Raw genomic sequence first — 21,821 nt, 5'->3', positions numbered from 1 at the left:
GGACCACCCGGACCCGGCGCGCGGGCTCGTCGGCCTCATGTGCTGCCATCGCCCGAGCAGGCCGCCCCGGTTGACCACCTTGGCGTTGCCCGACACCGCGCCCACGCGGGGGTCCGCGAAGGACTGGACGATCATGCGGACGGCGTCCGGTTCGAAGACGGTGTCGCCGTCGACCATGACCAGCAGGGTGCAGGAGGCGGCGGCGATACCGGTGTTCAGGGCGGCCGGCTTGCCGGCGTTCTCCTGTCGGATGACCCGTACGCCGGGCAGCCGCAGGGCCTCGACGATGTCGGCGGCGCCGTCCATGGAGCCGTCGTCGACGATCTCGACCAGGTCGTCGGAGGCCAGCAGGGAGCGGACCGCCGCCTTGATGCCCGCGCTCTCGTTGTACGCCGGCACGATCACGCTCACCGGCTCCACGACCGGCGGGCCGCACGGCTTCCGGCGCTTGCGTACATGACGCCGCGCGGCCACGAACACGGCGACGGCCCGCAGCGCGCTGATCGCCCACTGCCACCAGCAGCCAGGACAGGCCGGAGTACGGGGGCCTCAGCAGCGGGGTGGTCACCCGGTGGCACCCGCGGCGACCAGCTGGTCCTGCCGCAGTTCGAGCGAGCGCCGCCAGGGTGAGGTGAGGCGGTGCCGAGGTCGGTGTGCGTGAAGCCGTGCAGACCGACCTGTCGGCCTTCCTCGACGATCCGGCGGGCCGGCTCCGGGTGCTCGGCGACCCGGGTGCCGAAGGTGAAGAAGGTGGCGTGCACGCCGTACCGCCGCAGCACGTCGAGGACCTTCGGCGTCCACACCGGGTCGGGGCCGTCGTCGAAGGTCAGGGAGACCGTGCGGGGCGCCGGGGCGGTGGCGCGGCCGGCCGCCCCATCGATCGCCGGCCCGCCGGAGCCGATCGCGGCGGGTACGGAGGCGGACGTCCCGCGCTCACGGGTGGCCGCGTCGGGGGTGTGGTCGTCGTCCCTGTGGCACGTCAGCGGTGGCTGGTCGGCTTTCCGCCGCCCTGACCGGGCGGAGCGGTGCCGCGCCCGCGGCCGCCGCCCGGCGTCGGCTTGGTGGGTCCGGGTCCGGTCGTGGGCCCGGTCGGCGCGGCCCCGGTGGGCCGGCCGGTCGGCGCCCGACCACCGGCGGTGGCCGTGGCCGGCGCCGGAGGCGAGGTCCGGCGGCCGGCGGACGGGGCGGGGCGTGCGCCGGCACCGGCCGTGGCGTCGGCGGAGGGCGGGGGCGGTGGCGGGCGCGGACGGGAGGAAGGGGGCGTGGTGGGAGGGGCCGCCGAGCAGGGTGCCGAGGAGCAGGGCCATGTAGGCGACGGCGGGCAGGACCAGCAGGTACCCCCATCTGCGCACCCGCCGCTGCCTGCGGCCGGACGTGTCCACAAGACGGGGCCGGACTCGGGTGCCCCGGCCGCCGACGCCGCGCCGCGCACCCCGTCCTGTGCGACTGCGCCGGCGGGAAAGTCGAAGCACACATCGACGGCTGCCTGCGCGACCACAGCGTCGTCAAGCGGCCCTACGCCTGCTACGGCGACATCTACGAGATCACGCTCGACTCCAGGGCGAGACAGCGACCATGCGCGAGCGCTGGCCGGTCCGATCCGGGGTGACGCCGGGGTGACGCCGGGGTGGCCCCGTGGCGGTCCCGAGTAGCCCGGCGCCGAGCCGCGGGCGGGACGCACCGGCCGGTCGCGGCGGCCGGTCGGTCCCCGACATCGCGTCGGGCACCGGTGCGGGTGACGGATGGACGCGCCGGGCTGCGTAGGCTCGCTCCCGGCGCCCCCATCACCGAGGAGGAACCCATGCCCGCCGCCGGCGAAGACCTGCAGCAGCTGGACGCGGTCAGCGTCCTCAACGCGAAGACGACCCTCGTCCAGCTCCTGGCCCGGGCGGGGGTCTACTCCGGTGACGCGGAGGAGCTGATCAAGCTCGTCGAGGCCGGCGCACTCGCCGAGGCGCACGAGGAGATCAGCCGGATCGAGGAGCACGCCCCGGAGGACAAGGGCGAGCCCTACGCGTCCGGCTGGCTCGACGGCGCCCAGGCCGCCGTCGAGGGACTCGGCGCCATCGCCGAACGGGCGCTGCGGGAGGCGGTCGGCGCCGACGCGCCGGGAGACTCACCGGAGGCCCGCGCCCCCGTCGGGCGGATGGAGGTGGAGCGGGCCAAGGTGGCGGTGACCCCCCTCCACCTCTCCTTCACCACGCTCTCCGACCTCGACCCCGAGGTGTCCGAGCAGGTGCTCCACGCTGTCCTCGGCACCATGAGCGCCCGGCACCGGGCCGCGTACGCGGGACGGCTGACCCGGTTCGCCTCGTCCCACCGCGCGCGGCTGGAACGGCTGTACTCCGAGTACGGGCCCGGCAGCCCGACCGCGATCCACGGCCGCTACTCCCTCCTGCACTCCCCCACCAGCCTCGCCGTGCTCGAACGCCTCCTCACTGAGGGAGGAGTGGGACGCCGCCGAACTGCCGCCCGCCTGGCTCGACGGCCTGACCACGGCCTGGGACACGACCGGCACCGGCTGACGGACCGGAGCGACTGACGAACCGGAGCGGGCAGAGGGATCCGGAGCGGGCAAGAGGGCCTGCCTACTGTTCGCCGAGGGCCATCCATTTGCCCGGCGTCGCGAGCGGCGCGAAGCCCGACTCGGCGTAGATCTCGTGCGCGTCCGCGGTGGCCAGCAGCACGCGGCGCAGCCCGAACGGTTCGAGGTGGGCGCAGACGGCGTCGACCAGCGCGTGGCCCAGGCCCTTCCCCCGGCTGCCCCGGGCGATGTAGACGTCACACAGCCAGGCGAAGGTGGTCGCGTCGGTGACGACACGGGCGTAGCCGAGCTGGGCGCCGGTGGCACGGTCGTAGACCCCGAAGTTCAGGGAGTTGTCGATGGCGGTGTCCTGCTTGTCCCGGGACCGGCCGCGCGCCCAGTACGCGTCCCCGGAAAGCCACTGGTGGATGACCGCGCGGTCGAGCCGAGCGGGGTCCGTGGACACGTCGTAACCGAGGGGCAGATCAGCGCTCATGGCCCGACCCAAGCAGGACCTGTCCGCCTGCTACAACTGAATAGCGGCTGGCGGAGGCTGCATGAGGGTGTGGCGGGGCGGAGGGGCGGAGCATGACGACGACGGTGGCCGTGACGGGTCATGTGCGGATCAGCCCCGGGAGCGTGGCTCCGATCCGGGAGGCCGTGGACGCCGTCCTGGCCCGGTATCCCGCGGACGGGCTTATCGGACTCTCCTGCCTGGCGGAGGGCGCGGACGCGTTGTTCGCCGCCGCCGTCCTCGACGCGGGTGGCCGGCTGGAGGCGGTGCTGCCGTCGGCCGACTACCGCGACCGCATGGTGGCACCGCACTACGCCGCCGAATTCGACCGGCTGCTCGGCGCCGCCTCCACGGTCAGGGTCATGCCCTACCGGCAGGCGTCGACGGCGGCCTACGCCGCCGCCAACCGTGTACTGCTCGGACGCGCCCGGCTGCTGGTCGCCGTGTGGGACGGCCTGCCGGGAGGCCGGGGCGGGACCGCCGAGACCGTGGCCGCGGCCCGCACGGCCGGACTGCCCGTGGAGATCGTCTGGCCGCGGGGCGCCACCCGGCCCGCGCCGGCCGCCGCCCGGAAGGCTTCCGCGCCCGCCCGGCGCGTCTGACTCGCACGTCTGACTCGCCCCGCCCGCCTGTCCGGCTCGGCTCGGCCCGACTGAATCAGCCCATGTCCGGCCCGGTTCGTCCGGCTCAGCCCTCCAACCGGGAGAGCCAGGCGGTGAGCAGGGTTTCGAGTGCGGCGGCCTCGGCCGGTGACAGCAGGTCCAGCAGGCGGCGTTCGTTGCGCATGTGGTCGGTGAACGCCCGGTCGATGAGGTCGCGCCCGGCCGTGGTGAGGCCGACGATCCGGCCGCGCTGATCGTCGCCGGAACGGCGGCGGGTGACGAGCCCGGCCCGCTCCAGGCGGTCGATCCGCTTCGTCATCGCGCCGGTGGTGACCATGGTGTGCGCGGCGAGCTCGCCGGGGGCCCGTTCGAAGGGCTCGCCGGCACGGCGCAGCGCGCACAGGACGTCGAACTCCCCTTCGCCGAGGCCGTAGCGCTCGTAGACGAGGCGGAGTTCCGCCCCGATCCGGTCACCCAGACGGTGCAGCCGGCCGATGACCGCTTGCGGGCCGACGTCGAGGTCGGGGCGTTCGCGACGCCAGTCGGCCTGGATGCGGGCCACACGGTCCGGCGGTGGGGGCCGGTGCCCGTCCGAGGACTCAATATCTTCCATGGAAGCTATATTACCTTCCATGGAAGCCAATGTGCGCCGATCGGCGCTGACCGCGGTCGCGCCGGTGGCCTGGGGAACCACCTATTTCGTCACCCACGCGTTCCTGCCGGCCGGCCATCCGCTGTACGGGGCCGCCCTGCGGGCCCTGCCCGCCGGCCTCGTCCTGTTGGCCCTGTGCCGGCGTCGGCCGCACGGCGTCTGGTGGGGGCGGTCCGCGGTGCTCGGCCTGCTCAACGTGAGCGTCTTCTTCGTCCTCGTCTACGCCGCCTCCCAGCTGCTCCCGACGAGCGTCGCCTCGACCGTCATGGCGGTCTCCCCCCTCACGATGATGCTGATCGCCTGGCCCCTGGTGGCCGAGCGGCCCGGCACCGCGCACCTGGCGGGCGCCGCGGTGGGCCTCGGCGGGGTCTGCCTCATGCTGCTCGCGGGGGCGGGCGCGGTCAGCGTGCCCGGCGTCCTCGCCGCGGCCACCGCGATGCTGGTGTCCTCCTTCGGACACGTCCTGGCCAAGCGGTGGAGCACCGGGACCGATGTGCTCGCCTCGACCGCCTGGCAGCTCACCGCCGGAGGCCTGTTCCTGCTCCCGGTCGCCGCGGCCGTGGAGGGCGCTCCCCCACCGGTCACCGCGTCCGGGCTCCTCGCGTTCGCCTACGTCGCCCTGGTCGGCACGGCGCTGGCCTTCGCCGCCTGGTTCACCGGGCTGCGGCACCTGCCCGCGGCGACGGTGGGCCTGATCGGCCTGCTCAACCCCGTCACCGGCGTCCTGCTGGGCACCCTCGTCGCCGGTGAGGCACTGACCGGCCGGCAACTGTGCGGGCTGACCCTCGTCCTGGCCGGAGTCGCCTTGGGCCGGCCCTCGACCGGGCACCGGCGACGAGCCCGGTCCCGGCGACGGTCGCGCGGAGGAGTGACCGCGTGACGGGGCCCGACACCCGGACGGACCGGGCTTCGGGCCGGCCGGCAGGGGCAGGACGCCCCCGAACGCCGCAACACCCCGCAGGGCCCGGCATGCTCCGCGGCAGCCCAGTCCGGCATCGCGCCGCGCATCGCGCCGCGCATCGCACCGCACACCGCACCGCACACCGCGCCGCGCCGGGGCGGGTGGGGCGGGGCGGGGGCCGAACGGCGTCTGAAGCCGTCCGGACCGGGTAGGCGCCCGCCGAAGGCGGTAGGGCCACGGCGACCGGCGAGCAGCTGCGGACCGCGTGCGGCGTCGCGGTCGGATGGAGGTCCGCACCCGGGGCGGCCGCCGGCGAGGCGTACTCGGTCGCGCGCGTGGACGCCTGGAGAGGAGGCGACCATGAGTGTCGGCGAGAGGGCGAAGGCCGAGTTCGAGATCGTGGCCGGCAAGGCCGTGAAGAAGACGGCCCGCGCCCTGGGCGAGAACACCCTGGCGGCCAAGGGCGCCGCTCTGGAAGCACGCGGCCGGGCACGCCGCGTGAAGGAGAAGGCCAAGGACAGGTTCCGCTGACGTCTCCGCGAAATTCTCCGACCGGAAATGATGGAGAGTCACAGGACATATACGCTCGGCGATTCGGCTATTTGACAGCCCGTCTAATGATTGGCTGCACATCGTCAAGTTTCCGCAAATTCCACACGCTGCCGGACCTGCGGACATGGCCTGGACCAGCGACTGCTGTCATCTCAAGTCCCTTCCACTGCAAGGCATGTGACGGATCGTCAATTCCCTTGCTCCGGTAGTTCAATCAACGACATCTTCGCGCGTAGAGCAAGGGCGTCCGCTCGCTTCTTTCTCTCTGGCAGGATTCCCGGCACCCGCCAGGCAGGGAGTTCCCCACCCCTCGGAGCAAGGAGCACAATGCACAGACGTCGCGCGTCCCGCCGCAAAAAGGCACTGATAGCCACGGTCACCGCCGCGCTCTCCGGCGGCGCACTGTTCGGGTTCGGCGCCCTCGCCCACGCCGGCTCGGTCACCGGCACGGTCTACGGCGGGCAGGGCCGCTTCAGCACCGTCAACCACCGTGCGAAGCCCTCCCTTTCGGCCCGGATCACCGGCTCCTCGAAGGCCGGCGCCCGGATCGAGATGTCCTGCCGGACCACGGGCGACACCGTGGAGAACAACCAGCGCTGGATCTACACCGGCTCGTACTACATCGCCGACGCGTTCATCCAGGAGAACACCACCGGCCTGCCGGTCTGCGGCTCGAAGCCGAACCCCGATCCGAACCCGAAGCCCGCGACGGCCAAGACGCTCCGGATCGACATGCAGAAGCAGGTCAGGACCCAGTGGTGCTGGGACGCCTCCGGCGTGACCATCGCCAAGTACTGGGGCCGGACCGTCAGCCAGGAGCAGTTCTGCCGGCTCGCCGCCCAGGGCCGCTGGGTGGACTGCAACAACCAGCCCGCGACGCTGGAGGACATGGCCAACGGCCTGGCCGGGACGGGGCTGGGCAACAGCGGCCGCAGCCTGTACCGCAACGCCTCGTTCGGCGAGTCGACCGCCGAGATCGCCGCGGGCCGCCCGTTCGCCGTGCGGTTCGGCTGGCGCAGCGGCGGTGGCCACATGAACGTCATCTACGGCTACGACAAGGCCAGCAACATGATCGCGGTCGGTGACCCCTGGCAGACCACGCAGACCTACACCTGGTGGAACTACAACACCTACGTGAACAACAACTCGTTCCAGTGGACCCACTCGCGCATCGGCATCCAGGGCTGAGGAGAAGACCGACCATGCAGACCATGCGACGTGCCCGGCACTCGGCCGTCCGGGCGGCCGTCCTCGCCACCACCGCCCTTGCCGCCGCCCTGTGCGGAAACGTTTCCGCACAGGCTGCGGACGGCGGCGGCATCGCTGGATACCAGTCCGCCCAGCAGACCCTCCGTACCGACCAGGTCCGCGACACCGTCTCCCGCTTCCTGGTCGCGTCCCGGCAGCCCGGGGCCGCCGCCGCAGCGGACGGCGGTACCTTCGGCGCCCCCGGGGCCCCCGGGAACGCACCCGCCCAGGCCGCCGCCCCTCCCGGGTTCGACCTCAAGGACCCGGTGCCGATGTTCGAGATCAGCCCCGAGTTCGTGGCCGGCCGGACGGGAGCGACCCCGCAGACCGCCCTGCGGCTCTCCTACCTGGCCTCCCGGGTGACCGCCACCGACGGCCGGCAGGCCGCGGTTCTGCTCGCACCCCGGGGGAACCCTTCGCCCGCGGGAAGCAGCGGCAACGGCAAGGGCAACAGCAACAGCAACAGCAACGGCAGCGCCGGCAGTCAGAACGTCGGCGCCGAGGGCTGGCAGCTGGCCGGTATCCGGGACGGGGACACGGACGTCAGCCTCGCCGAACGCGGCACCCCGCAGGCCCGCAGCTTCACCGAGCCGCAGATCCACGCCTGGTACCGGCTCACCGCCGCGGGCATGGTCGAACCGCTCAACAAGGAGGCGGTCACCGGCCTCGGCGGCAAGCACTCCGTTCCCCTGGCCGCCTACCAGAAGCTGGTCGCCGCCCGCTACGGCGACAAGCTGCCCGGCTCGGAGTACGACCGCAAGGGCCTGGCCGGCGGGTACGCCGGCCTGACCGAGGAGCAGCCGGCCGGGACGGCTGCCGCCGCCGCGATACCGGCGGCCGGCGGATCCGGGAACCCCGCCGCGACCGGGGCGGCCGCGGCAGCCGCGGCTCTGACGGCGGCCACCGGTGCGGTGGTGTACGCCCGCCGGCGGCGCGGGAGCCGGGCCCGATCCGATGACCTGATCCGATGACCTGATCCGATGACCTGATCCGATGACCGAGGGTACGGGCGGCGCGGGCACCGGAACCCGCGTCCGTCCGCACCCCCGCCGATCGCCGTCCGACGGACCCGGGGGCTGACGTCCGCCGTCACAGGTCCTGAATACGTCGGAAGGGGCGGTCGGCCTCCAGCTCGAACGCGAGCTCCAGCAGCTTCCGTTCACCTCCGGGGCGGCCGGAGAACATCACACCGATGGGCAGACCCTCCTCCGTCGCGCGCGCGGCGGGCACCGAGAGCGAAGGCGTGCCCACGACGTTGTTGACCGGGGTGAACGCCACGTAGGCGAGGATCCGTTCGATCAGCTGCGGGAAGGGAACGTCCGGGCCGAGGTGTCCGATCGGCGGCGTGGTGTGGGCGAGCACGGGCGACAGCACGAGGTCCCGGCCGCGGAACGCCGCCGCGTAGGCGGCCTCCGTACGCCTCAGTCTCCGCAGCACGCCCGGCGTCCGCCGCCAGTTCCGCAGGTACTCCTCCCGCAGCCCCCGGCTCAGGGCGTCCATGCGGCGCCGGTCGAAGTCCGCGCCGAGCGTCCGGCCCGTGACACCGATGAGGAAGGACAGCAGTCCCCAGTACGTGAGGAAGTCGTCGGTGAAGCTCGGGTCGATGGCCAGCTCGACCGGCTCCACGGTGTGGCCGAGCCGTTCGAGGGCGGCCACCGTGTCGGTGACCGCGGCGCGGGTGGCGTCGTCGGAGCGGACACCGTTCGGCGAGTCCAGCAGGAACCCGATGCGCAGCCGCCGCCCCGAAGGGCCTTCGACCAGGCCCACGGGCGGCAGCTTGGGGTTGCGCCAGTACGTCTCGGCGGAGGCGAGGAACGCGGCGGCGTCCCGCACGGAACGGCTGACGATCCCGTCACTGACGATGTCGAGCGGCAGTTGGCGGCTCTGGGCGTTCGCCACGACCCGCCCCCGGGTCGGTTTGAGGCCGACCAGGCCGCAGCAGGCGGCGGGGATCCGGATCGAGCCGCCACCGTCGTTGGCGTGGGCGATCGGCACCGCTCCGGCGGCTACCAGTGCCGCGCTGCCGCCCGACGAACCGCCCGCCGAGTGGCCCGTGTGCCACGGGTTGCGGACCGGCTCGGCTTCCTCGTACTCGGTGGTCGGGCTGAACCCGAACTCGGGCAGCCGGGTCTTGCCCAGCACCGTGACACCGCTGCTCAGGAACTGGCGGGCGAACGGCGCGTGCCTGCGCGCGGCCCGCGGGGTGAAGGCCGCGCTGCCGTGACCGGTGGGCAGTCCCCGGTAGTCGGTGTTGTCCTTGACGAAGGTCGGCACCCCGGCGAAGACCCCGCCCGCGCCGGCGGCGGGAAGCGGGGCCTCGACGTGCGCCTGGACCGCGTTGAGCCGTGCCTCGACCACCCTCACCCGTTCCGCCGCGTCCCGGGCCACCTCCGCGGCGCCCACCTCGCCCCGCCTGATCGCCGCGGCGAGACCGACGGCGTCGTGCTCCCCCAGGGCGTCGTCGCGGAAAGCGTGCACCATGACCCGTTCGTCGAAAGTCGTCACCGTTACCTCAGCCCCCGGCCGCGTGGATGGTTGGCCGCCATCATTGCTTACCAGTGGGTAACACGCGAGGGTTTCGCCACGCCGCGCGACGTTCGGAAACCCGGCCGGTCTACGCCGATGCCGCATTCCGCATCTGCGTTCACCTCCTTCCCGCATCCGCATCCGTCTCCACCCGCACCCCCATCCCCATCTCCGCCTCTGGGTGGCGGATCGCCACGCTCCGCACGCGTCGGAGGCCGGCCGCCGACACGCGAGCGAGACACCCCCGCCCCCGAGATGTCTCGTGTAACCTCGCGGCCACGCCAGCCAATCCCTTCGATCTTCGGAGACGTTTACTACATCACACCTCTCGTGTTACACGTGTAACAACACCATCTCATCCACCCATAGAAAGCAGGGGGACATGACGCAAGCGCCTTCCGCGGCCCCGGCCGGACGATCGGCCGCCGAACCCGACCTCGGAGCATGGCCGCCGCCGCCCTTCCGCGCCCCCACTCCGCCGCTGGTCGGCCAGGACGGAGTACGTCGCTTCGACGGACTGACCTACTCGGCCACGCTGGGCTACCGACCGTGCCTGCTCGACGTCCAGGTCCCGGCGTCCGACCGGCCCGTCCCCGCCGTCGTATGGATCCACGGGGGTGGTTGGCTGGAGGGCGACCGCCGCTATCCGCCGCCGACCGTGCCGGTCGACCTGCTGCACGGCGCGGTCCTCGGCGCCGGCCTCGCCCTGGTCAACATCGACTACCGGCACGGACTGGAGGCCCCGTTCCCGGCTCAGCTGCACGACACGAAGGCCGCCATCCGCTACGTCCGCCGCTTCACCGCCGAGCTCGGCATCGACAAGGACCGGATCGGCGTGATGGGTGAGTCGGCAGGCGGCCACCTGGCCGCGCTCGCCGGGCTCGTACGGCCGGACCCCAACGCCGGCACGGCGGCACTGGAGGGTGCCGTGGGCGTCCAGGGCGAGGACAGCACCGTGCGGGCCGCCGTCTGCTGGTACCCGGCCACGGACCTGGGCGCGCTGCTCTCCCACCCGCTGCCGATGCCGCCCGCGCCGGACGGCTCCGAGTACCCCGATCCGTTCGGCGCCCTGCTGGGCGGCACCCCGGCGCAGTGGCCGGAACTCGCCCGCGCCGCCAGCCCGGTCACCTACGCGGCCACCGCGACCCCGCCCCCGTTCCTCCTGGTCCACGGGACGGCGGACCGCCTCCTGCCCTACAGCCAGAGCGAAACCCTCGCCACCGCCCTCCGGCGCGCGGGCGGACAGGCCACCCTGCGGCCGGTCGCGGGCGCCGACCACATCTTCCTCGGTACCCCCGATGTGACGCCGATCGTCACCGAGAGCGTCGCCTTCCTCGCCCGCCACCTGGGCGCCTGAGCAGAGCCGCCGAACCACCGGCGCGGGGCCCCGTCACGACGGTGCCCCGCGCACCCCGCCCGCGAGAGGGAGCCGCAAGACCGCCCGCTCCTGCTCGGAGCCCTCTTCCTCCTCATCACCGCCATCCTCACGGCCGTGTTGCTCACCCGCTCCGAGCGGCCGGCCTTCCAGGCCCTGGACGACGCGTGGCTACGGTGGATGGGCGGCCCGCACGACAGCCCGTACGCCGTCGTCGCGGCCGCGCTCGACTGGTTCGGCGGACCGCTGGGCGTGGTGGTCCCGGTCGGGCTGCTGATCCTCCTGGTCGTCCAGGCCCTGAAGCTCGGCGTGGACCGGCCGCGTCGTCCCGCCTACCCCCTGGTCCGGGTGGACCACGGTGCGTTCCCCTCCGGGCACTCGGCCGAAACTGCCCTCCTCGTGGTGATCGCGGTCGCCCGCCCTGTTCGTTCCCGCGGGCCGGCGGCGCGGCTGGTGGGCGGCCGGCGCCGCCCTCACGCCGGCGATGATGTGGAGCCGCGCCTGGCTGCACGCCCACTGACCCAGCGACACCCTGGCCGGCGCCACCACGGGGGCCGGAATCGCCCTCCTGCTGTGATGGGCCTTCACCCCGCTACTGCGCCGCGAAGAGGTAACACGTGTAGCCCCAGGGTGAACGGCGCCTTCAGGCAGGCCGGCCCGCTCAGGATGACTGACGGGGCACCAGTACCGGCTCCACGCCCCGAACCTGCGGCGGTACGCCGCGCTCCACCAGCCCGTGGAGGGCATCGGCGACTTCCGCGGGCGTGGGCAGGTCCAGCCGCACGGACGTCAACGCGGGCTGCTGCAGGGCCGACAGCACCAGGTCGTCGCAGCCGACGACGGCCACGTCCTGCGGCACGGAAACCCCCGCGGCCTGCAGTGCGTGCATGAGCAGGGCGGCGTATTCGTCGTTGTAGGCGAAGACCCCGTCCAGGCCCACGTCATACCGCCAGTTCGCCGCGAGTTCGGCAGCGGATTCGTGGGTGAAGGACAGCTCCAGCGCGCTGACGGTGGCCGTACTGCGGGCGGCGACCCCCTCCGCTCCGGCCAGCCGCGGCCGGGCGAAGGCGGCCAGACCTCGTTCCTGAGGCATGATCACGCCGAGGCTTCGGCGTCCACGGGAGAGCAGGTGCATGGCGGCGGTCGCGCCGATGCGCGCCTGGTCGAGCTCGACGGTGTGCGCGCCGGGCACTTCACGGGACCCGAACGCGACCACTCCGCGCACTCCGGCCCTGGTCAGTACGTCCACGGCCTGCCCGGACAGGCTGTCACCGTCCAGGGCCAGCACGGCCACCGGGCGCAGCTCGGCCCAGGCCCGGGCTGCGCTCACCGGGTCGGGGAACCGGCCGGCGTGCAGCACGAGCACGTATCCGTGGCGTTCCAGCTCGCTCTCCAGGTCGTCGACCCAGGCGCTGACCAGGCGCCCGGCCGCGGCAACGGAGGCCGGCATGAGCACGAGGTTGCTGCGGCCGGCCCGCAGCGAGCGGGCGGCGGCGTGCGGTACGTAGCCGAGTTGCTGGGCCGCGGCCAGCACCCGGGCGCGGGTGCTCTCGCTGACCCGGTGCGCCTGCGTGTTGTTGAGCACGAAGGACACGGTCGCCCGCGACACCCCGGCCAGGCGCGCCACATCCGCGCTGGTGACGGCCGTCGGTGTGGTCGGCTCCTTGCCCATGGCGCTCCTGCCTCGTCCCTTGTCTCGTCCTCATCTGACCGACTGACCGGCACCTCCCAGGTTACACGCGTTACCAGGAAGTGCCGCAAGTCACCGCAGGACCGTACAAGCCACCCGTGAAGGTGCCTCACGGGGCCATGCAGCGACGCCGACTGCACGGGCCCGGCCGACCCTCCCGCCCGCCGACACCCCCGACCGCCACGACCGGGCTGTTCAGGCACGTGTAACCGAGTGCGGCTCGGTCCGGCAGGCGTCGGCGGGGACGGGCGGGAGTCGGGTGTCGGGAGCAGGCGGAGGGGGCGATGACGGCACCCTCGGCGGGGACGTCGACGAGGTCGAGGAGCCCTGTTTCCTCCACCGGGTCCACGGAGTCCCGGAACATCTGCCGGCGCGCCTCCTCCATGTCCTGGCCGGCCCAGAACTCCCTCTCGGCGCGGGAGGTGATGTAGCGGGCGCGGGGGAAGGTCGGAACCCAACCGCCTTCACCGCACGCGCGTTCCAACCGACATGGTCGGCGTGCAGGTGGGTGAGGACCGCCAGGTCGACCGAGTCCGGGGCGTATCCGGCGGCCGCGAGACGCCTGAGGTAGTCGGTGTCGAGGTCGCGCCAGGCGGGGTTGGCGCGCTCCTTGCCGTTGCCGATGCCGGTATCCACCAGGACGCGCAGCCCGCCGGTGGTGAACGCGAAGGTGTGACCGTGCAGGCGCAGGACGCCTTCGCCGTCGGCGAAGTGGGGGCGCGGCCAGTCCTGTCCGGCGACGACCTCGGGGGTGGCGTCCGGCAGCAGCCATGGTCCGGTGGCGGGCGGCAGGAGGGTCTCGTCGATGCGGTGAACGGTGACGTCGCCGACGTTCCAGGTAGGCATGGGGCAACACCCCTCGGCCCTAAACGCAAGCGGCTTGCATTAAAGTCACCGTTACAGCCGCACGACCCTCTAACGCAAAGCTTTGACCTTAGGTGTCCTCGGGTGGCATCGCGGCCGCCACGGTACGCGGGGGAAGCCGATCGGCGAATTGCCCGATGAAGCGGCCCGTCGAAGATTTCGCTCTGCGCCGTGAAACGAACGCCGTTGTGGATCAGGTCGGGTTTCCGGAGAAGGTCATCGGTCTCGGCATGGCGCAGGGTCGGCAACACGATCGGGGGCGCTTCGCCCACCCGCACTCACCCCGAACCTCCGCCACGACGGGAGTGGTGAACTGGAATGCGGGGTGAGGCAACGGCGCCGATCAACGGCGCCCCTCGCTCTCCGGCGCGAGTATCACTTGACACCGGCATATCTCAACGATCCCGACGCCTGTGCGGAAAGTCGATTGCCCGCGATTGTGATGCGCGCTTGCGAATCCGTCGGCGGCGAGTCAAACAAGGCCTGATCTTTCCGTCAAGACCGGCTCGATTCCTTCTCAGGTTCTGGAATCGGCCGGACGGTGTACGTAGTCGGCACGTGACCTGCAGTGAAGTTGCCATCGGAGGTCGCCACGCCGGCGCGTCGGCGCCCTTCTCCGTAACATCGGCGCCGCAGCGGACGCGCGCCAGGAGCGCGGCTCGACGACGGCAGAACACGCATCCCACCCGAAGTAAGCGCAACTGCCTACTTTCTTGCCGCATTCAGCTAGCAGATGCCAGGCGAGGTGTTTTGGCCAATGGCAACTGCGCGTTCCCTATCCAGCCGGCGGGGTGCGGGGGCCGGAATCGCGCGCCAGGCCTCCCGGCCGAGGGGCCCACTCACGGCCGACAGAAGGAGACCTGGCCGCGGCCTCGCCCATATAGGCGATCCGCTGTCCGACATGGTCCGACTTCGGTGGATTCACCATGTCTCTGCACGTCAGCTTGACCGATGTACCTGCGGCGTCGTAGTTTCGAACGACCGACTCGTGAGCTGACGAAGGGGGCGAAGTCGGATGTCGATCATCTCCGAACTGCTGCGCCTCGCCCACGAGATCGCATGGGCTCCGGGTCGTGTAGCACACGGCTGCTGAAAAGCCCCCTTTTTTCCCGGCGTGCCCGTTTGCGGCCCCGGTATCTTTCGGTTCCTCTTACCGCCTGCGGCACGCCGTCTCGTGCTGATGTGCGCTCTCCGGGCTCTTGAGCTGCGTCACCGAATTAGAAAGCTCCTGAAAAATGGCGTCTAGGACAATCAGATCGACTGCGCACCGAAATGGGGATGCGTCATGACAGCGGCCCGGATCACGGTCAACGGGAAAGAAGCACCGATTTCGCCGGCTGCTCCCCACACCACCGTGCTGGACTTCCTTCGCGAGCGCGGCCTCACCGGCACCAAGGAGGGCTGTGCCGAGGGTGAGTGCGGCGCGTGTTCGGTCCTCGTGGCACGTCCCGGGGTGAACAAGCCCACCGACTGGGTGGCGGTCAACGCCTGCCTGGTCCCGGTCGCGGCGCTCGACGGTCAGGAAGTCATCACCGCCGAGGGTCTCGCGACCCCCGGCGAGCCCGGCAAGCCCGCCACGCTGCACCCGGTGCAGGAGGAGATGGCGGTCCGCGGCGGCTCCCAGTGCGGTTACTGCACCCCGGGATTCGTCTGCAGCATGGCCTCCGAGTACTACCGGCCCAACCGCTGCGCGGACGCGGCCCCGGAGTCGGACTCGGACGCGCACGCGGCCGAGGGCGGCGACCACGAGCACGGCCCGAACGGGTTCGATCTGCACTCGCTGAGCGGAAACCTGTGCCGCTGCACCGGTTACCGCCCGATCCGCGATGCCGCGTACGCCGTCGGTGCGCCCACCGAGGACGACCCGCTGGCGCAGCGCCGCGAGCAGCCCGCGCCCGAGCCGGCCGCCACCGAGTACACCCAGGACGGCAGCACGTTCCTGCGGCCGAGCACCCTGGCCGAGGCGACGCAGCTGCTGCGCGAGCGCCCCGAGGCCGTGGTCGTCGCCGGCAGCACCGACTGGGGCGTCGAGGTCAACATCCGTTCCCGGCGCGCCGAGTGCGTGGTCGCCATCGACCGGCTGCCCGAGCTGCGTGAGCTGAAGGTCGAGGCCGACCACATCGAGATCGGTGCCGCGGTCACGCTCACCGAGATCGAGCGCCGCCTCGACGGCAGCGTCCCGCTGCTGGCCGAGCTGTTCCCGCAGTTCGCCTCCCGGCTCATCCGCAACAGCGGCACCCTCGGCGGCAACCTCGGTACCGGCTCCCCGATCGGTGACAGCCCGCCGGTGCTGCTCGCACTGGAGGCGTCGCTGGTGCTCGCCGACGCCGACGGCGAGCGCGAGGTCCCGCTGGCCGAGTACTTCACCGGGTACCGGCAGAGCGTGCGCCGTCCGGACGAGCTGATCCGCGCGGTGCGCATCCCGCTCCCGCTGTCGCCCGTCTCGGCCTTCCACAAGATCGCCAAGCGTCGGTTCGACGACATCTCCAGCGTGGCGGTCGCCTTCGCGCTGGAGATCGAGGACGGCATCGTCCGGAAGGCCCGCATCGGCCTTGGCGGCGTGGCCGCCACCCCGATCCGCGCGCTCGCCACCGAGGCCGCCCTCGAGGGCAAGGCCTGGACGGCGGAGACCGTGGAGGCCGCGGCCGAGGTGCTGCGCGCCCAGGGCACGCCGATGAGCGATCACCGTGCCAGCTCCGAGTACCGCTCCGCGATGCTCGGTCAGAGCCTGCTGAAGCTGTTCGCCGAGACCACCGAGGCGGTGTCGTCATGAGCCATCTGTCCGAGCGCCCCGAGAAGCCCACCGTCGGTATTTCGATGCCGCACGAGAGCGCGTACCTGCACGTCACGGGTAACGCCCTCTACACCGACGACCTGGTGTACCGCACCAAGGACGTCCTGCACGCCTACCCGGTACAGGTCTTCAAGGCCCACGGCCGGATCACCGCGCTGCGCACCGAGCCCGCGCTCGCCGTGCCCGGTGTGGTCCGTGTGCTGACCGGCGCCGACGTGCCCGGCGTCAACGACGCCGGCATCAAGCACGACGAGCCGCTGTTCCCCGACGAGGTCATGTTCCACGGCCACGCCGTGGCCTGGGTGCTCGGCGAGACCCTGGAAGCGGCCCGGCTCGGTGCGGCTGCCGTCGAGGTCGAGCTCGAGGAACTGCCCGCGCTGATCACGGTGAAGGAAGCGATCGCGGCCGAGAGCTTCCACGGCGCCCGTCCCCTGATGGAGACCGGCGACATCGAGGCCGGCTTCGCCGAGTCCGCGCACGTCTTCGAGGGCGAGTTCCAGTTCTCCGACCAGGAGCACTTCTACCTGGAGACGCACGCCGCGCTGGCCCTGGTCGACGAGAACGAGCAGCTGTTCATCCAGAGCAGCACGCAGCACCCGTCGGAGACCCAGGAGATCGTCGCGCACGTCCTCGGGCTGCAGAGCCACGAAGTGACCGTGCAGTGCCTGCGGATGGGCGGCGGCTTCGGCGGCAAGGAGATGCAGCCGCACGGGTTCGCGGCCATCGCCGCGCTCGGCGCCAAGCTGACCGGCCGTCCGGTCCGGCTCCGGCTCAACCGGACCCAGGACCTGACCATGTCCGGCAAGCGCCACGGCTTCCACGCGACGTGGAAGATCGGCTTCGACGCCGAGGGCCGCATCCAGGCCCTGGACGCCACGCTGACCGGCGACGGCGGCTGGAGCCTGGACCTGTCCGAGCCGGTGGTCGCCCGCGCGCTGTGCCACATCGACAACACGTACTGGATCCCCAACGCGCGTGTCGCCGGCCGCATCGCCAAGACCAACAAGACCTCCAACACCGCCTTCCGCGGCTTCGGCGGCCCCCAGGGCATGCTGGTGATGGAGGACATCCTCGGCCGGGTGGCGCCCCTGCTCGGCCTGGACCCGATGGAGCTGCGCGAGCGCAACTTCTACCAGCCGAACCTCGGCCAGACCACCCCGTACGGTCAGCCGGTCACCCAGGCCGAGCGGATCTCCGGCATCTGGCAGCAGGTGAAGGAGGACGCCTCCATCGCCGAGCGCAAGCGCGAGATCGAGGCGTTCAACGCCGCGAACCCGCACACCAAGCGGGCGCTCGCGCTGACCGGCATCAAGTTCGGCATCTCGTTCAACCTCACCGCCTTCAACCAGGGCGGCGCGCTGGTGCTGATCTACAAGGACGGCTCCGTCCTGATCACGCACGGCGGCACCGAGATGGGCCAGGGCCTGCACACCAAGATGATGCAGGTCGCCGCGACCTCGCTCGGCATCCCGCTGAGCAAGGTCCGGCTGGCTCCGACGCGTACCGACAAGGTGCCCAACACCTCGGCCACCGCGGCCAGTTCCGGTGCCGACCTCAACGGTGGCGCGATCAAGAACGCCTGTGAGCAGCTGCGCGCGCGGCTGGTGCAGGTGGCCGCCGGCCAGCTCGGGGGGAACGCCTCCGACGTGCGCATCGTCGAGGGCGTCGCCCGCGTCCTGGGCAGCGACAAGGAGCTGGCCTGGGACGACCTGGTGCGTACGGCGTACTTCCAGCGGGTCCAGCTGTCGGCCGCCGGTTTCTACCGGACCGAGGGTCTGCACTGGGACGCGAAGACGTTCCGGGGCTCGCCGTTCAAGTACTTCTCCTACGGCGTTGCCGCGACCGAGGTCGAGGTGGACGGTTTCACCGGCAAGTACCGCATGCGGCGCGTGGACATCGTGCACGACGTCGGCGACAGCCTGTCCCCGATGATCGACATCGGTCAGGTCGAGGGCGGCTTCGTGCAGGGCGCCGGCTGGCTGACGCTCGAGGACATGCGCTGGGACACCAGCAACGGACCCAACCGGGGCCGACTGCTGACCCAGGCGGCGAGCACGTACAAGCTGCCGAGCTTCTCGGAGATGCCCGAGGAGTTCAACGTCACGCTGATGCAGAACGCCACCGAGGAGGGTGCCGTCTACGGCTCCAAGGCCGTGGGTGAGCCCCCGCTGATGCTGGCCTTCTCGGTCCGTGAGGCGCTGCGGCAGGCGGCTTCGGAGTTCGGCCCGGCCGGAGTCAGCGTGGAGCTCGGTGCCCCCGCGACGCCGGAGGCTGTGTACTGGGCGATCGAGACGGCTCGGAACGCTGATGCGAAGCCGGGCGACAGCGAGATCGCTTCCGACGCAACCGCCCTGAGTAATGCCTGACATGACGTGGGTGGCCGCGGTCGCGCGGTTGCGGGCTCGCCGGGAACCCGGCGTGCTCGTGACCGTCGCGACCGTGCGCGGCCACGCACCCCGCAAGGCCGGCGCCAAGCTCGTCGTGGGTCAGACCGAGACCTGGGGATCGATCGGCGGTGGCAACATCGAGGCCGTCGCGATCGACCGGGCCCGCGAAGTGATCGGCATGCCCGATCCGGAGCCGGAGCTGATGGACTTCGCCCTCAACGACAAGGTGACCAGTCGGCACGGCGTGCAGTGCTGCGGCGGTGCCGTCAGCGTGCTGCTCGAACCGCTGCCGGTGGTCCCGGCGGTGGCGGTCTTCGGGGTCGGTCACGTCGGACTGGAGCTGGCGCGCATCCTGGCCCGCCACAGCATCGATCTGCATCTGATCGACACCCGGCCCGAGCAGCTCACCGAGGAACGGCTCGCCGTTCTCTCGGATGCGGTGGCGGACGTCCACGTGCACCACACGCTGCTGCTTCCGGAGGAGGTGCTCGCGGAGCTGGCACCCGGCACCCACGTGCTGATCATGACCCATGATCACGCCGAGGATGCCGCGCTGTGTGACGCCGCGCTGCGTACGCCCGGTCTCGGTTCGGTCGGGCTGATCGGCTCGTCCGCCAAGTGGTCCCGGTTCAAGCAGCGTCTGGCCACCGAAGGCGGCCACGATGCGGAGACCATCGACCGGATCAAGACGCCGATCGGGATGACCGAGATCACCGGCAAGGAACCCGCCACGATCGCGGTGAGCGTCGCGGCGGACCTGATCATGACCTTCGAGCGGGAACGCCGCGCGGTGGTGCCGGACGCGGTCGCGGCGGAGTACGTCCGCGCCGGCAGTCGCTAGGACACGTGTAACGGGAACCGGGAAGCCGGGCGTGGATCACCGCGCCCGGCCTCGTGGTCTCCGGATGCGTTGCACAGCCCACGGGTTACAGGTGCGACGAGTTACACGTGTTACCCGTAGTGGGGCGTGTTACCGGCCGGGACCCGCCGGACTCGCGCTCACCTGGTGTCCACGTCGGCGTGCACCAGGTGATGGTCCGAGTACGCGGTCGGATGCACGCGGTGTCCGAGCGGGACGACGCCCCGCAGGAAGACGTAGTCGAACTTGCTCTGCCAGTCGGTGGTCGGCTCGCAGGTGCCGGTGGACGACGGGCGGCACGCGGGGTCCGTATCGGTGGCCCGTGCCCACATCGCGGTGAGTTCGGCGGCGTCCGGCACCGCGTTGAAGTCGCCGAGCACGATCGCGCGGTCGTGGCGGGCGACGGCCGCGGCCAGTACGCGGACCTGGTCCGCCCGGACCGCTTCCTGGCGTCGCTGGGCAAGGTGCGTGTTGAACACCCGTACGGGCCTGCCGCCCACCGTGGTGGTGACCGCCATGTACCCGCGGTCCTCGGACCCGCCGTCGGGGTATTCCGCGGTGACGAGGCCGCTCATCGGTGCCGCCGAGAGTACGGCTTGCCCGAATCCTCCCGGACGCCACGGCACTCCCCCGCAGCGGCCCCAGTTCCGCAGGACTGTCCCGTACTCGACGTGGTAGACCAGCCCGTACCGGCTCTCCAGCCGGTTGCGGATCGCCTCGACGTCCCGCACGCACGCTTCCTGCAAGCCGACGACCTGCGGCGCGTACGTGGCGATCTCCGCGGCGCGGTCTGCGTTCCCGGCCCCGCAGGGGTTGCAGATGTTCCACGTCATGACCCGGTTCGGTACGGCCTCACCGACGCCTTCGACGGGCCGCGCCCCGGCGAAGGGGGCACCGCTCGGCGCGCTGGGGCCGACGAGCACCGCGCAGGCCACGATCGAGGCGCCCACGAGCAAGCGCATGCCCCTGCCGAACACCTACGCCTCCTCCTCGACGACGCCCACGCCACCGGACCTCGCCGTGCACCGGGTCATCGGACGTGTTCCGGCACCACCCTACGACCCCGGCACCGGCACCCGTCAGTGCTCGGGCTCCCGGACCTCAAGTGCGAGGAGCGGTGCCGCCCATGGGGCATCCCGGGGGCGCGGCAGCCCACTGCTCGCGGAGGGCGGTGGGGATGTCGAGCGCGGTGCGTTCCCCACCGGTGAGAGTGCGGACGCTGCCGGAGAGGAGGAGCCGGCCGGCCTTGTCCAGGACGGCGCGGGCGGCGGCGTTGTCGTCCTCCGCTCGTTCCAGGCGGCGGACGAGGCGGACTCCGGTGGCCGTGATCCGGCTGAACAGGCCGGGCCGGGGCACCTTGAGGGCGTCGGCGACCCGGGGGTCGACCACCTGCCGGATCATGGCCGGCACGATGCCGTCGAAGACCTTGCCGGGCACGAGTTGCTCGTAGAAGTCGATGAGGCCGCGGGTCAGGGCGATGCCCTCGGGCGAGGGCGCGAAGTGCCGCCGGACGATCATCCGGTCCACCTCGCGCGCCTCCGCGAGCGTGGCCGGCATGACGTCCTCGCGGATGCCGAGCATGGCTCCGGCGACCCGCCACACGTAGTAGTAGTCCGCCGCCTCCCGCTCGGTGACCGAGATCCCGAGCCGTTCCATGCCGTCCAGGACGTGCACCGAGAAGATCAGCATCGCGGAGAGCATGTCCTCCTGGCAGACCGGGACGCCGTCGCGCTCCGCGTCCCACTGCCCCGAGCCCGCGACGAGGTGGCGGACGGCTGCGTGGATGAGGCGGGTCTTCTGCAAGGTCGGCACGAACGAACCACCGGCCCCGTACGGGTCTTCGTCCATCAGTCGCAGCACGAACTGCGAGGTCTCCGCGAGCCGTCGGTGCGGCCGGTTCAGGCGGTGGGTCAGGTCCAGGATCCGTGAGGGGACGGGGGCGGCATAGCAGTCGACCATCGCCCCGTACGACAGGACGGACGCCACGTGCACCCCGTCGTCGACGAAGAACGCGTGCGCGCTCGCGATCCGCTCCGGGTCGGCCCAGTCGGGCAGGAGGTCGGTGGCGGCGAGGTAGGCCCGCACGCACTCCGGCAGATCGTCCGGAAACGCCTGGTCGTTCCGTGTGAACTCGCGCAGCAGTCTGTTGACTTCGCCCGTTTTTCCCGAGGCGGCGAGCTCCGCGACCACCCCGTCGGCGAGCGGGTCCCCTTCCCGCCTGAGCGCGTCCAGGGTTTCCTCGGTGTGCGGCATGGCAGCGGCCTCCTCGCCGTCGGGATCGTCCGACGAAAGTGTCGGTGTCCCGGCGCTCCGCCCGTGCGCGCCGACGGGAA

18 protein-coding genes and 2 pseudogenes are annotated in these 21,821 nt (G+C 71.9%); 10 read left to right on the top strand and 10 right to left on the bottom strand.

What is annotated here, in order from left to right:
* Positions 1 to 36 precede the first annotated feature (36 nt).
* Together AC067U_RS15850 and AC067U_RS15845 are read right to left on the bottom strand one after the other, a co-directional pair.
* Positions 37 to 465, bottom strand: a pseudogene (locus AC067U_RS15850) (glycosyltransferase family 2 protein); the annotation flags it as partial.
* On the bottom strand, positions 408 to 1,307 hold the full coding sequence (locus AC067U_RS15845; protein ID WP_478830591.1) for a polysaccharide deacetylase family protein: 900 nt from the start codon (positions 1,305 to 1,307) through the stop codon (positions 408 to 410). The gene AC067U_RS15845 and the pseudogene AC067U_RS15850, both read right to left, overlap by 58 nt.
* A gap of 494 nt (positions 1,308 to 1,801) precedes the next feature.
* Here AC067U_RS15845 and AC067U_RS15840 point away from each other — a divergent pair, with 494 nt between their 5' ends.
* Positions 1,802 to 2,542 (top strand): hypothetical protein, encoded by a 741-nt coding sequence (locus AC067U_RS15840; RefSeq protein ID WP_478830264.1) that lies wholly within the window; start codon positions 1,802 to 1,804, stop codon positions 2,540 to 2,542.
* Positions 2,543 to 2,588: 46 nt separating this feature from the next.
* Here the strand turns inward: AC067U_RS15840 and AC067U_RS15835 are convergent, their stop codons facing one another.
* Positions 2,589 to 3,020 (bottom strand): GNAT family N-acetyltransferase, encoded by a 432-nt coding sequence (locus AC067U_RS15835; protein ID WP_478830263.1) that lies wholly within the window; start codon positions 3,018 to 3,020, stop codon positions 2,589 to 2,591.
* Positions 3,021 to 3,112: 92 nt separating this feature from the next.
* Here AC067U_RS15835 and AC067U_RS15830 point away from each other — a divergent pair, with 92 nt between their 5' ends.
* Entirely contained in the window at positions 3,113 to 3,640 is a 528-nt protein-coding gene (locus AC067U_RS15830) for a hypothetical protein (RefSeq protein ID WP_478830262.1), read from the top strand.
* A gap of 85 nt (positions 3,641 to 3,725) precedes the next feature.
* Here the strand turns inward: AC067U_RS15830 and AC067U_RS15825 are convergent, their stop codons facing one another.
* Complete coding sequence (locus AC067U_RS15825) at positions 3,726 to 4,253, bottom strand: MarR family winged helix-turn-helix transcriptional regulator (protein WP_478830261.1); 528 nt, start codon at positions 4,251 to 4,253, stop codon at positions 3,726 to 3,728.
* 19 nt (positions 4,254 to 4,272) lie between these two features.
* Between AC067U_RS15825 and AC067U_RS15820 the strand changes: the two genes are divergently transcribed.
* From AC067U_RS15820 to AC067U_RS15805, 4 genes are all read left to right on the top strand, one after another.
* Positions 4,273 to 5,172, top strand: a complete 900-nt coding sequence (locus tag AC067U_RS15820) for an EamA family transporter (RefSeq protein ID WP_478830260.1) — start codon at positions 4,273 to 4,275, stop codon at positions 5,170 to 5,172.
* 381 nt (positions 5,173 to 5,553) lie between these two features.
* On the top strand, positions 5,554 to 5,724 hold the full coding sequence (locus AC067U_RS15815; RefSeq protein ID WP_478830259.1) for a hypothetical protein: 171 nt from the start codon (positions 5,554 to 5,556) through the stop codon (positions 5,722 to 5,724).
* 348 nt (positions 5,725 to 6,072) lie between these two features.
* A complete protein-coding gene (locus tag AC067U_RS15810) occupies positions 6,073 to 6,933 on the top strand; it encodes a papain-like cysteine protease family protein (protein WP_478830258.1) in 861 nt (286 codons plus the stop codon).
* Positions 6,934 to 6,947: 14 nt separating this feature from the next.
* Positions 6,948 to 7,964 (top strand): hypothetical protein, encoded by a 1,017-nt coding sequence (locus AC067U_RS15805; protein WP_478830257.1) that lies wholly within the window; start codon positions 6,948 to 6,950, stop codon positions 7,962 to 7,964.
* A 118-nt stretch (positions 7,965 to 8,082) separates the two neighbouring features.
* Here AC067U_RS15805 and AC067U_RS15800 read toward each other — a convergent pair whose 3' ends face one another.
* Positions 8,083 to 9,498, bottom strand: a complete 1,416-nt coding sequence (locus AC067U_RS15800; protein ID WP_478830256.1) for an amidase — start codon at positions 9,496 to 9,498, stop codon at positions 8,083 to 8,085.
* Positions 9,499 to 9,901: 403 nt separating this feature from the next.
* Here AC067U_RS15800 and AC067U_RS15795 point away from each other — a divergent pair, with 403 nt between their 5' ends.
* A complete protein-coding gene (locus tag AC067U_RS15795) occupies positions 9,902 to 10,876 on the top strand; it encodes an alpha/beta hydrolase fold domain-containing protein (RefSeq protein WP_478830255.1) in 975 nt (324 codons plus the stop codon).
* A gap of 189 nt (positions 10,877 to 11,065) precedes the next feature.
* On the opposite strand, the gene AC067U_RS15790 is transcribed toward AC067U_RS15795, so the two are convergent.
* From AC067U_RS15790 to AC067U_RS15780, 3 genes and pseudogenes are all read right to left on the bottom strand, one after another.
* A complete protein-coding gene (locus AC067U_RS15790; protein WP_478830254.1) occupies positions 11,066 to 11,371 on the bottom strand; it encodes a hypothetical protein in 306 nt (101 codons plus the stop codon).
* A gap of 184 nt (positions 11,372 to 11,555) precedes the next feature.
* Positions 11,556 to 12,566, bottom strand: coding sequence for a LacI family DNA-binding transcriptional regulator (locus AC067U_RS15785; protein ID WP_478830253.1), 1,011 nt, complete (start codon positions 12,564 to 12,566; stop codon positions 11,556 to 11,558).
* A 292-nt stretch (positions 12,567 to 12,858) separates the two neighbouring features.
* Positions 12,859 to 13,430 (bottom strand): annotated as a pseudogene (locus AC067U_RS15780) (MBL fold metallo-hydrolase); the annotation flags it as partial.
* Between the two features lie 1,303 nt (positions 13,431 to 14,733).
* Between AC067U_RS15780 and AC067U_RS15775 the strand changes: the two are divergent.
* The 3 genes from AC067U_RS15775 to xdhC are packed head-to-tail and all read left to right on the top strand — an operon-like array spanning position 14,734 to position 19,470.
* Positions 14,734 to 16,221 (top strand): xanthine dehydrogenase small subunit, encoded by a 1,488-nt coding sequence (locus tag AC067U_RS15775; protein ID WP_478830252.1) that lies wholly within the window; start codon positions 14,734 to 14,736, stop codon positions 16,219 to 16,221.
* A complete protein-coding gene (gene xdhB, locus AC067U_RS15770) occupies positions 16,218 to 18,608 on the top strand; it encodes a xanthine dehydrogenase molybdopterin binding subunit (protein WP_478830251.1) in 2,391 nt (796 codons plus the stop codon). Before AC067U_RS15775 ends, xdhB begins: the two co-directional genes overlap by 4 nt.
* Before the next feature lies 1 nt (position 18,609).
* The gene (gene xdhC, locus AC067U_RS15765; protein ID WP_478830250.1) at positions 18,610 to 19,470 is read left to right on the top strand and encodes a xanthine dehydrogenase accessory protein XdhC; all 861 of its coding nucleotides are present in this window, start codon (positions 18,610 to 18,612) and stop codon (positions 19,468 to 19,470) included.
* A gap of 158 nt (positions 19,471 to 19,628) precedes the next feature.
* Here the strand turns inward: xdhC and AC067U_RS15760 are convergent, their stop codons facing one another.
* Complete coding sequence (locus AC067U_RS15760) at positions 19,629 to 20,450, bottom strand: endonuclease/exonuclease/phosphatase family protein (protein WP_478830249.1); 822 nt, start codon at positions 20,448 to 20,450, stop codon at positions 19,629 to 19,631.
* 139 nt (positions 20,451 to 20,589) lie between these two features.
* Positions 20,590 to 21,741, bottom strand: a complete 1,152-nt coding sequence (locus tag AC067U_RS15755; protein ID WP_478830248.1) for an oxygenase MpaB family protein — start codon at positions 21,739 to 21,741, stop codon at positions 20,590 to 20,592.
* Between the last annotated feature and the right edge of the window lie 80 nt (positions 21,742 to 21,821).

This window comes from Streptomyces sp. NPDC043853 (assembly GCF_056436025.1).
Note: the sequence above shows the minus strand (reverse complement) of the source record. Positions and strands in the feature narration are given on the sequence as shown.

What these genes read in the sequence shown, in the direction of transcription:
- AC067U_RS15845 (WP_478830591.1), bottom strand. Translation starts at nt 1,307, where the DNA reads ATGGCCCTGCTCCTCGGCACCCTGCTCGGCGGCCCCTCCCACCACGCC.
- AC067U_RS15840 (WP_478830264.1), top strand. Translation starts at nt 1,802, where the DNA reads ATGCCCGCCGCCGGCGAAGACCTGCAGCAGCTGGACGCGGTCAGCGTC.
- AC067U_RS15835 (WP_478830263.1), bottom strand. Translation starts at nt 3,020, where the DNA reads ATGAGCGCTGATCTGCCCCTCGGTTACGACGTGTCCACGGACCCCGCT.
- AC067U_RS15830 (WP_478830262.1), top strand. Translation starts at nt 3,113, where the DNA reads ATGACGACGACGGTGGCCGTGACGGGTCATGTGCGGATCAGCCCCGGG.
- AC067U_RS15825 (WP_478830261.1), bottom strand. Translation starts at nt 4,253, where the DNA reads ATGGAAGATATTGAGTCCTCGGACGGGCACCGGCCCCCACCGCCGGAC.
- AC067U_RS15820 (WP_478830260.1), top strand. Translation starts at nt 4,273, where the DNA reads ATGGAAGCCAATGTGCGCCGATCGGCGCTGACCGCGGTCGCGCCGGTG.
- AC067U_RS15815 (WP_478830259.1), top strand. Translation starts at nt 5,554, where the DNA reads ATGAGTGTCGGCGAGAGGGCGAAGGCCGAGTTCGAGATCGTGGCCGGC.
- AC067U_RS15810 (WP_478830258.1), top strand. Translation starts at nt 6,073, where the DNA reads ATGCACAGACGTCGCGCGTCCCGCCGCAAAAAGGCACTGATAGCCACG.
- AC067U_RS15805 (WP_478830257.1), top strand. Translation starts at nt 6,948, where the DNA reads ATGCAGACCATGCGACGTGCCCGGCACTCGGCCGTCCGGGCGGCCGTC.
- AC067U_RS15795 (WP_478830255.1), top strand. Translation starts at nt 9,902, where the DNA reads ATGACGCAAGCGCCTTCCGCGGCCCCGGCCGGACGATCGGCCGCCGAA.
- AC067U_RS15785 (WP_478830253.1), bottom strand. Translation starts at nt 12,566, where the DNA reads ATGGGCAAGGAGCCGACCACACCGACGGCCGTCACCAGCGCGGATGTG.
- AC067U_RS15775 (WP_478830252.1), top strand. Translation starts at nt 14,734, where the DNA reads ATGACAGCGGCCCGGATCACGGTCAACGGGAAAGAAGCACCGATTTCG.
- xdhB (WP_478830251.1), top strand. Translation starts at nt 16,218, where the DNA reads ATGAGCCATCTGTCCGAGCGCCCCGAGAAGCCCACCGTCGGTATTTCG.
- xdhC (WP_478830250.1), top strand. Translation starts at nt 18,610, where the DNA reads ATGACGTGGGTGGCCGCGGTCGCGCGGTTGCGGGCTCGCCGGGAACCC.
- AC067U_RS15760 (WP_478830249.1), bottom strand. Translation starts at nt 20,450, where the DNA reads ATGCGCTTGCTCGTGGGCGCCTCGATCGTGGCCTGCGCGGTGCTCGTC.
- AC067U_RS15755 (WP_478830248.1), bottom strand. Translation starts at nt 21,741, where the DNA reads ATGCCGCACACCGAGGAAACCCTGGACGCGCTCAGGCGGGAAGGGGAC.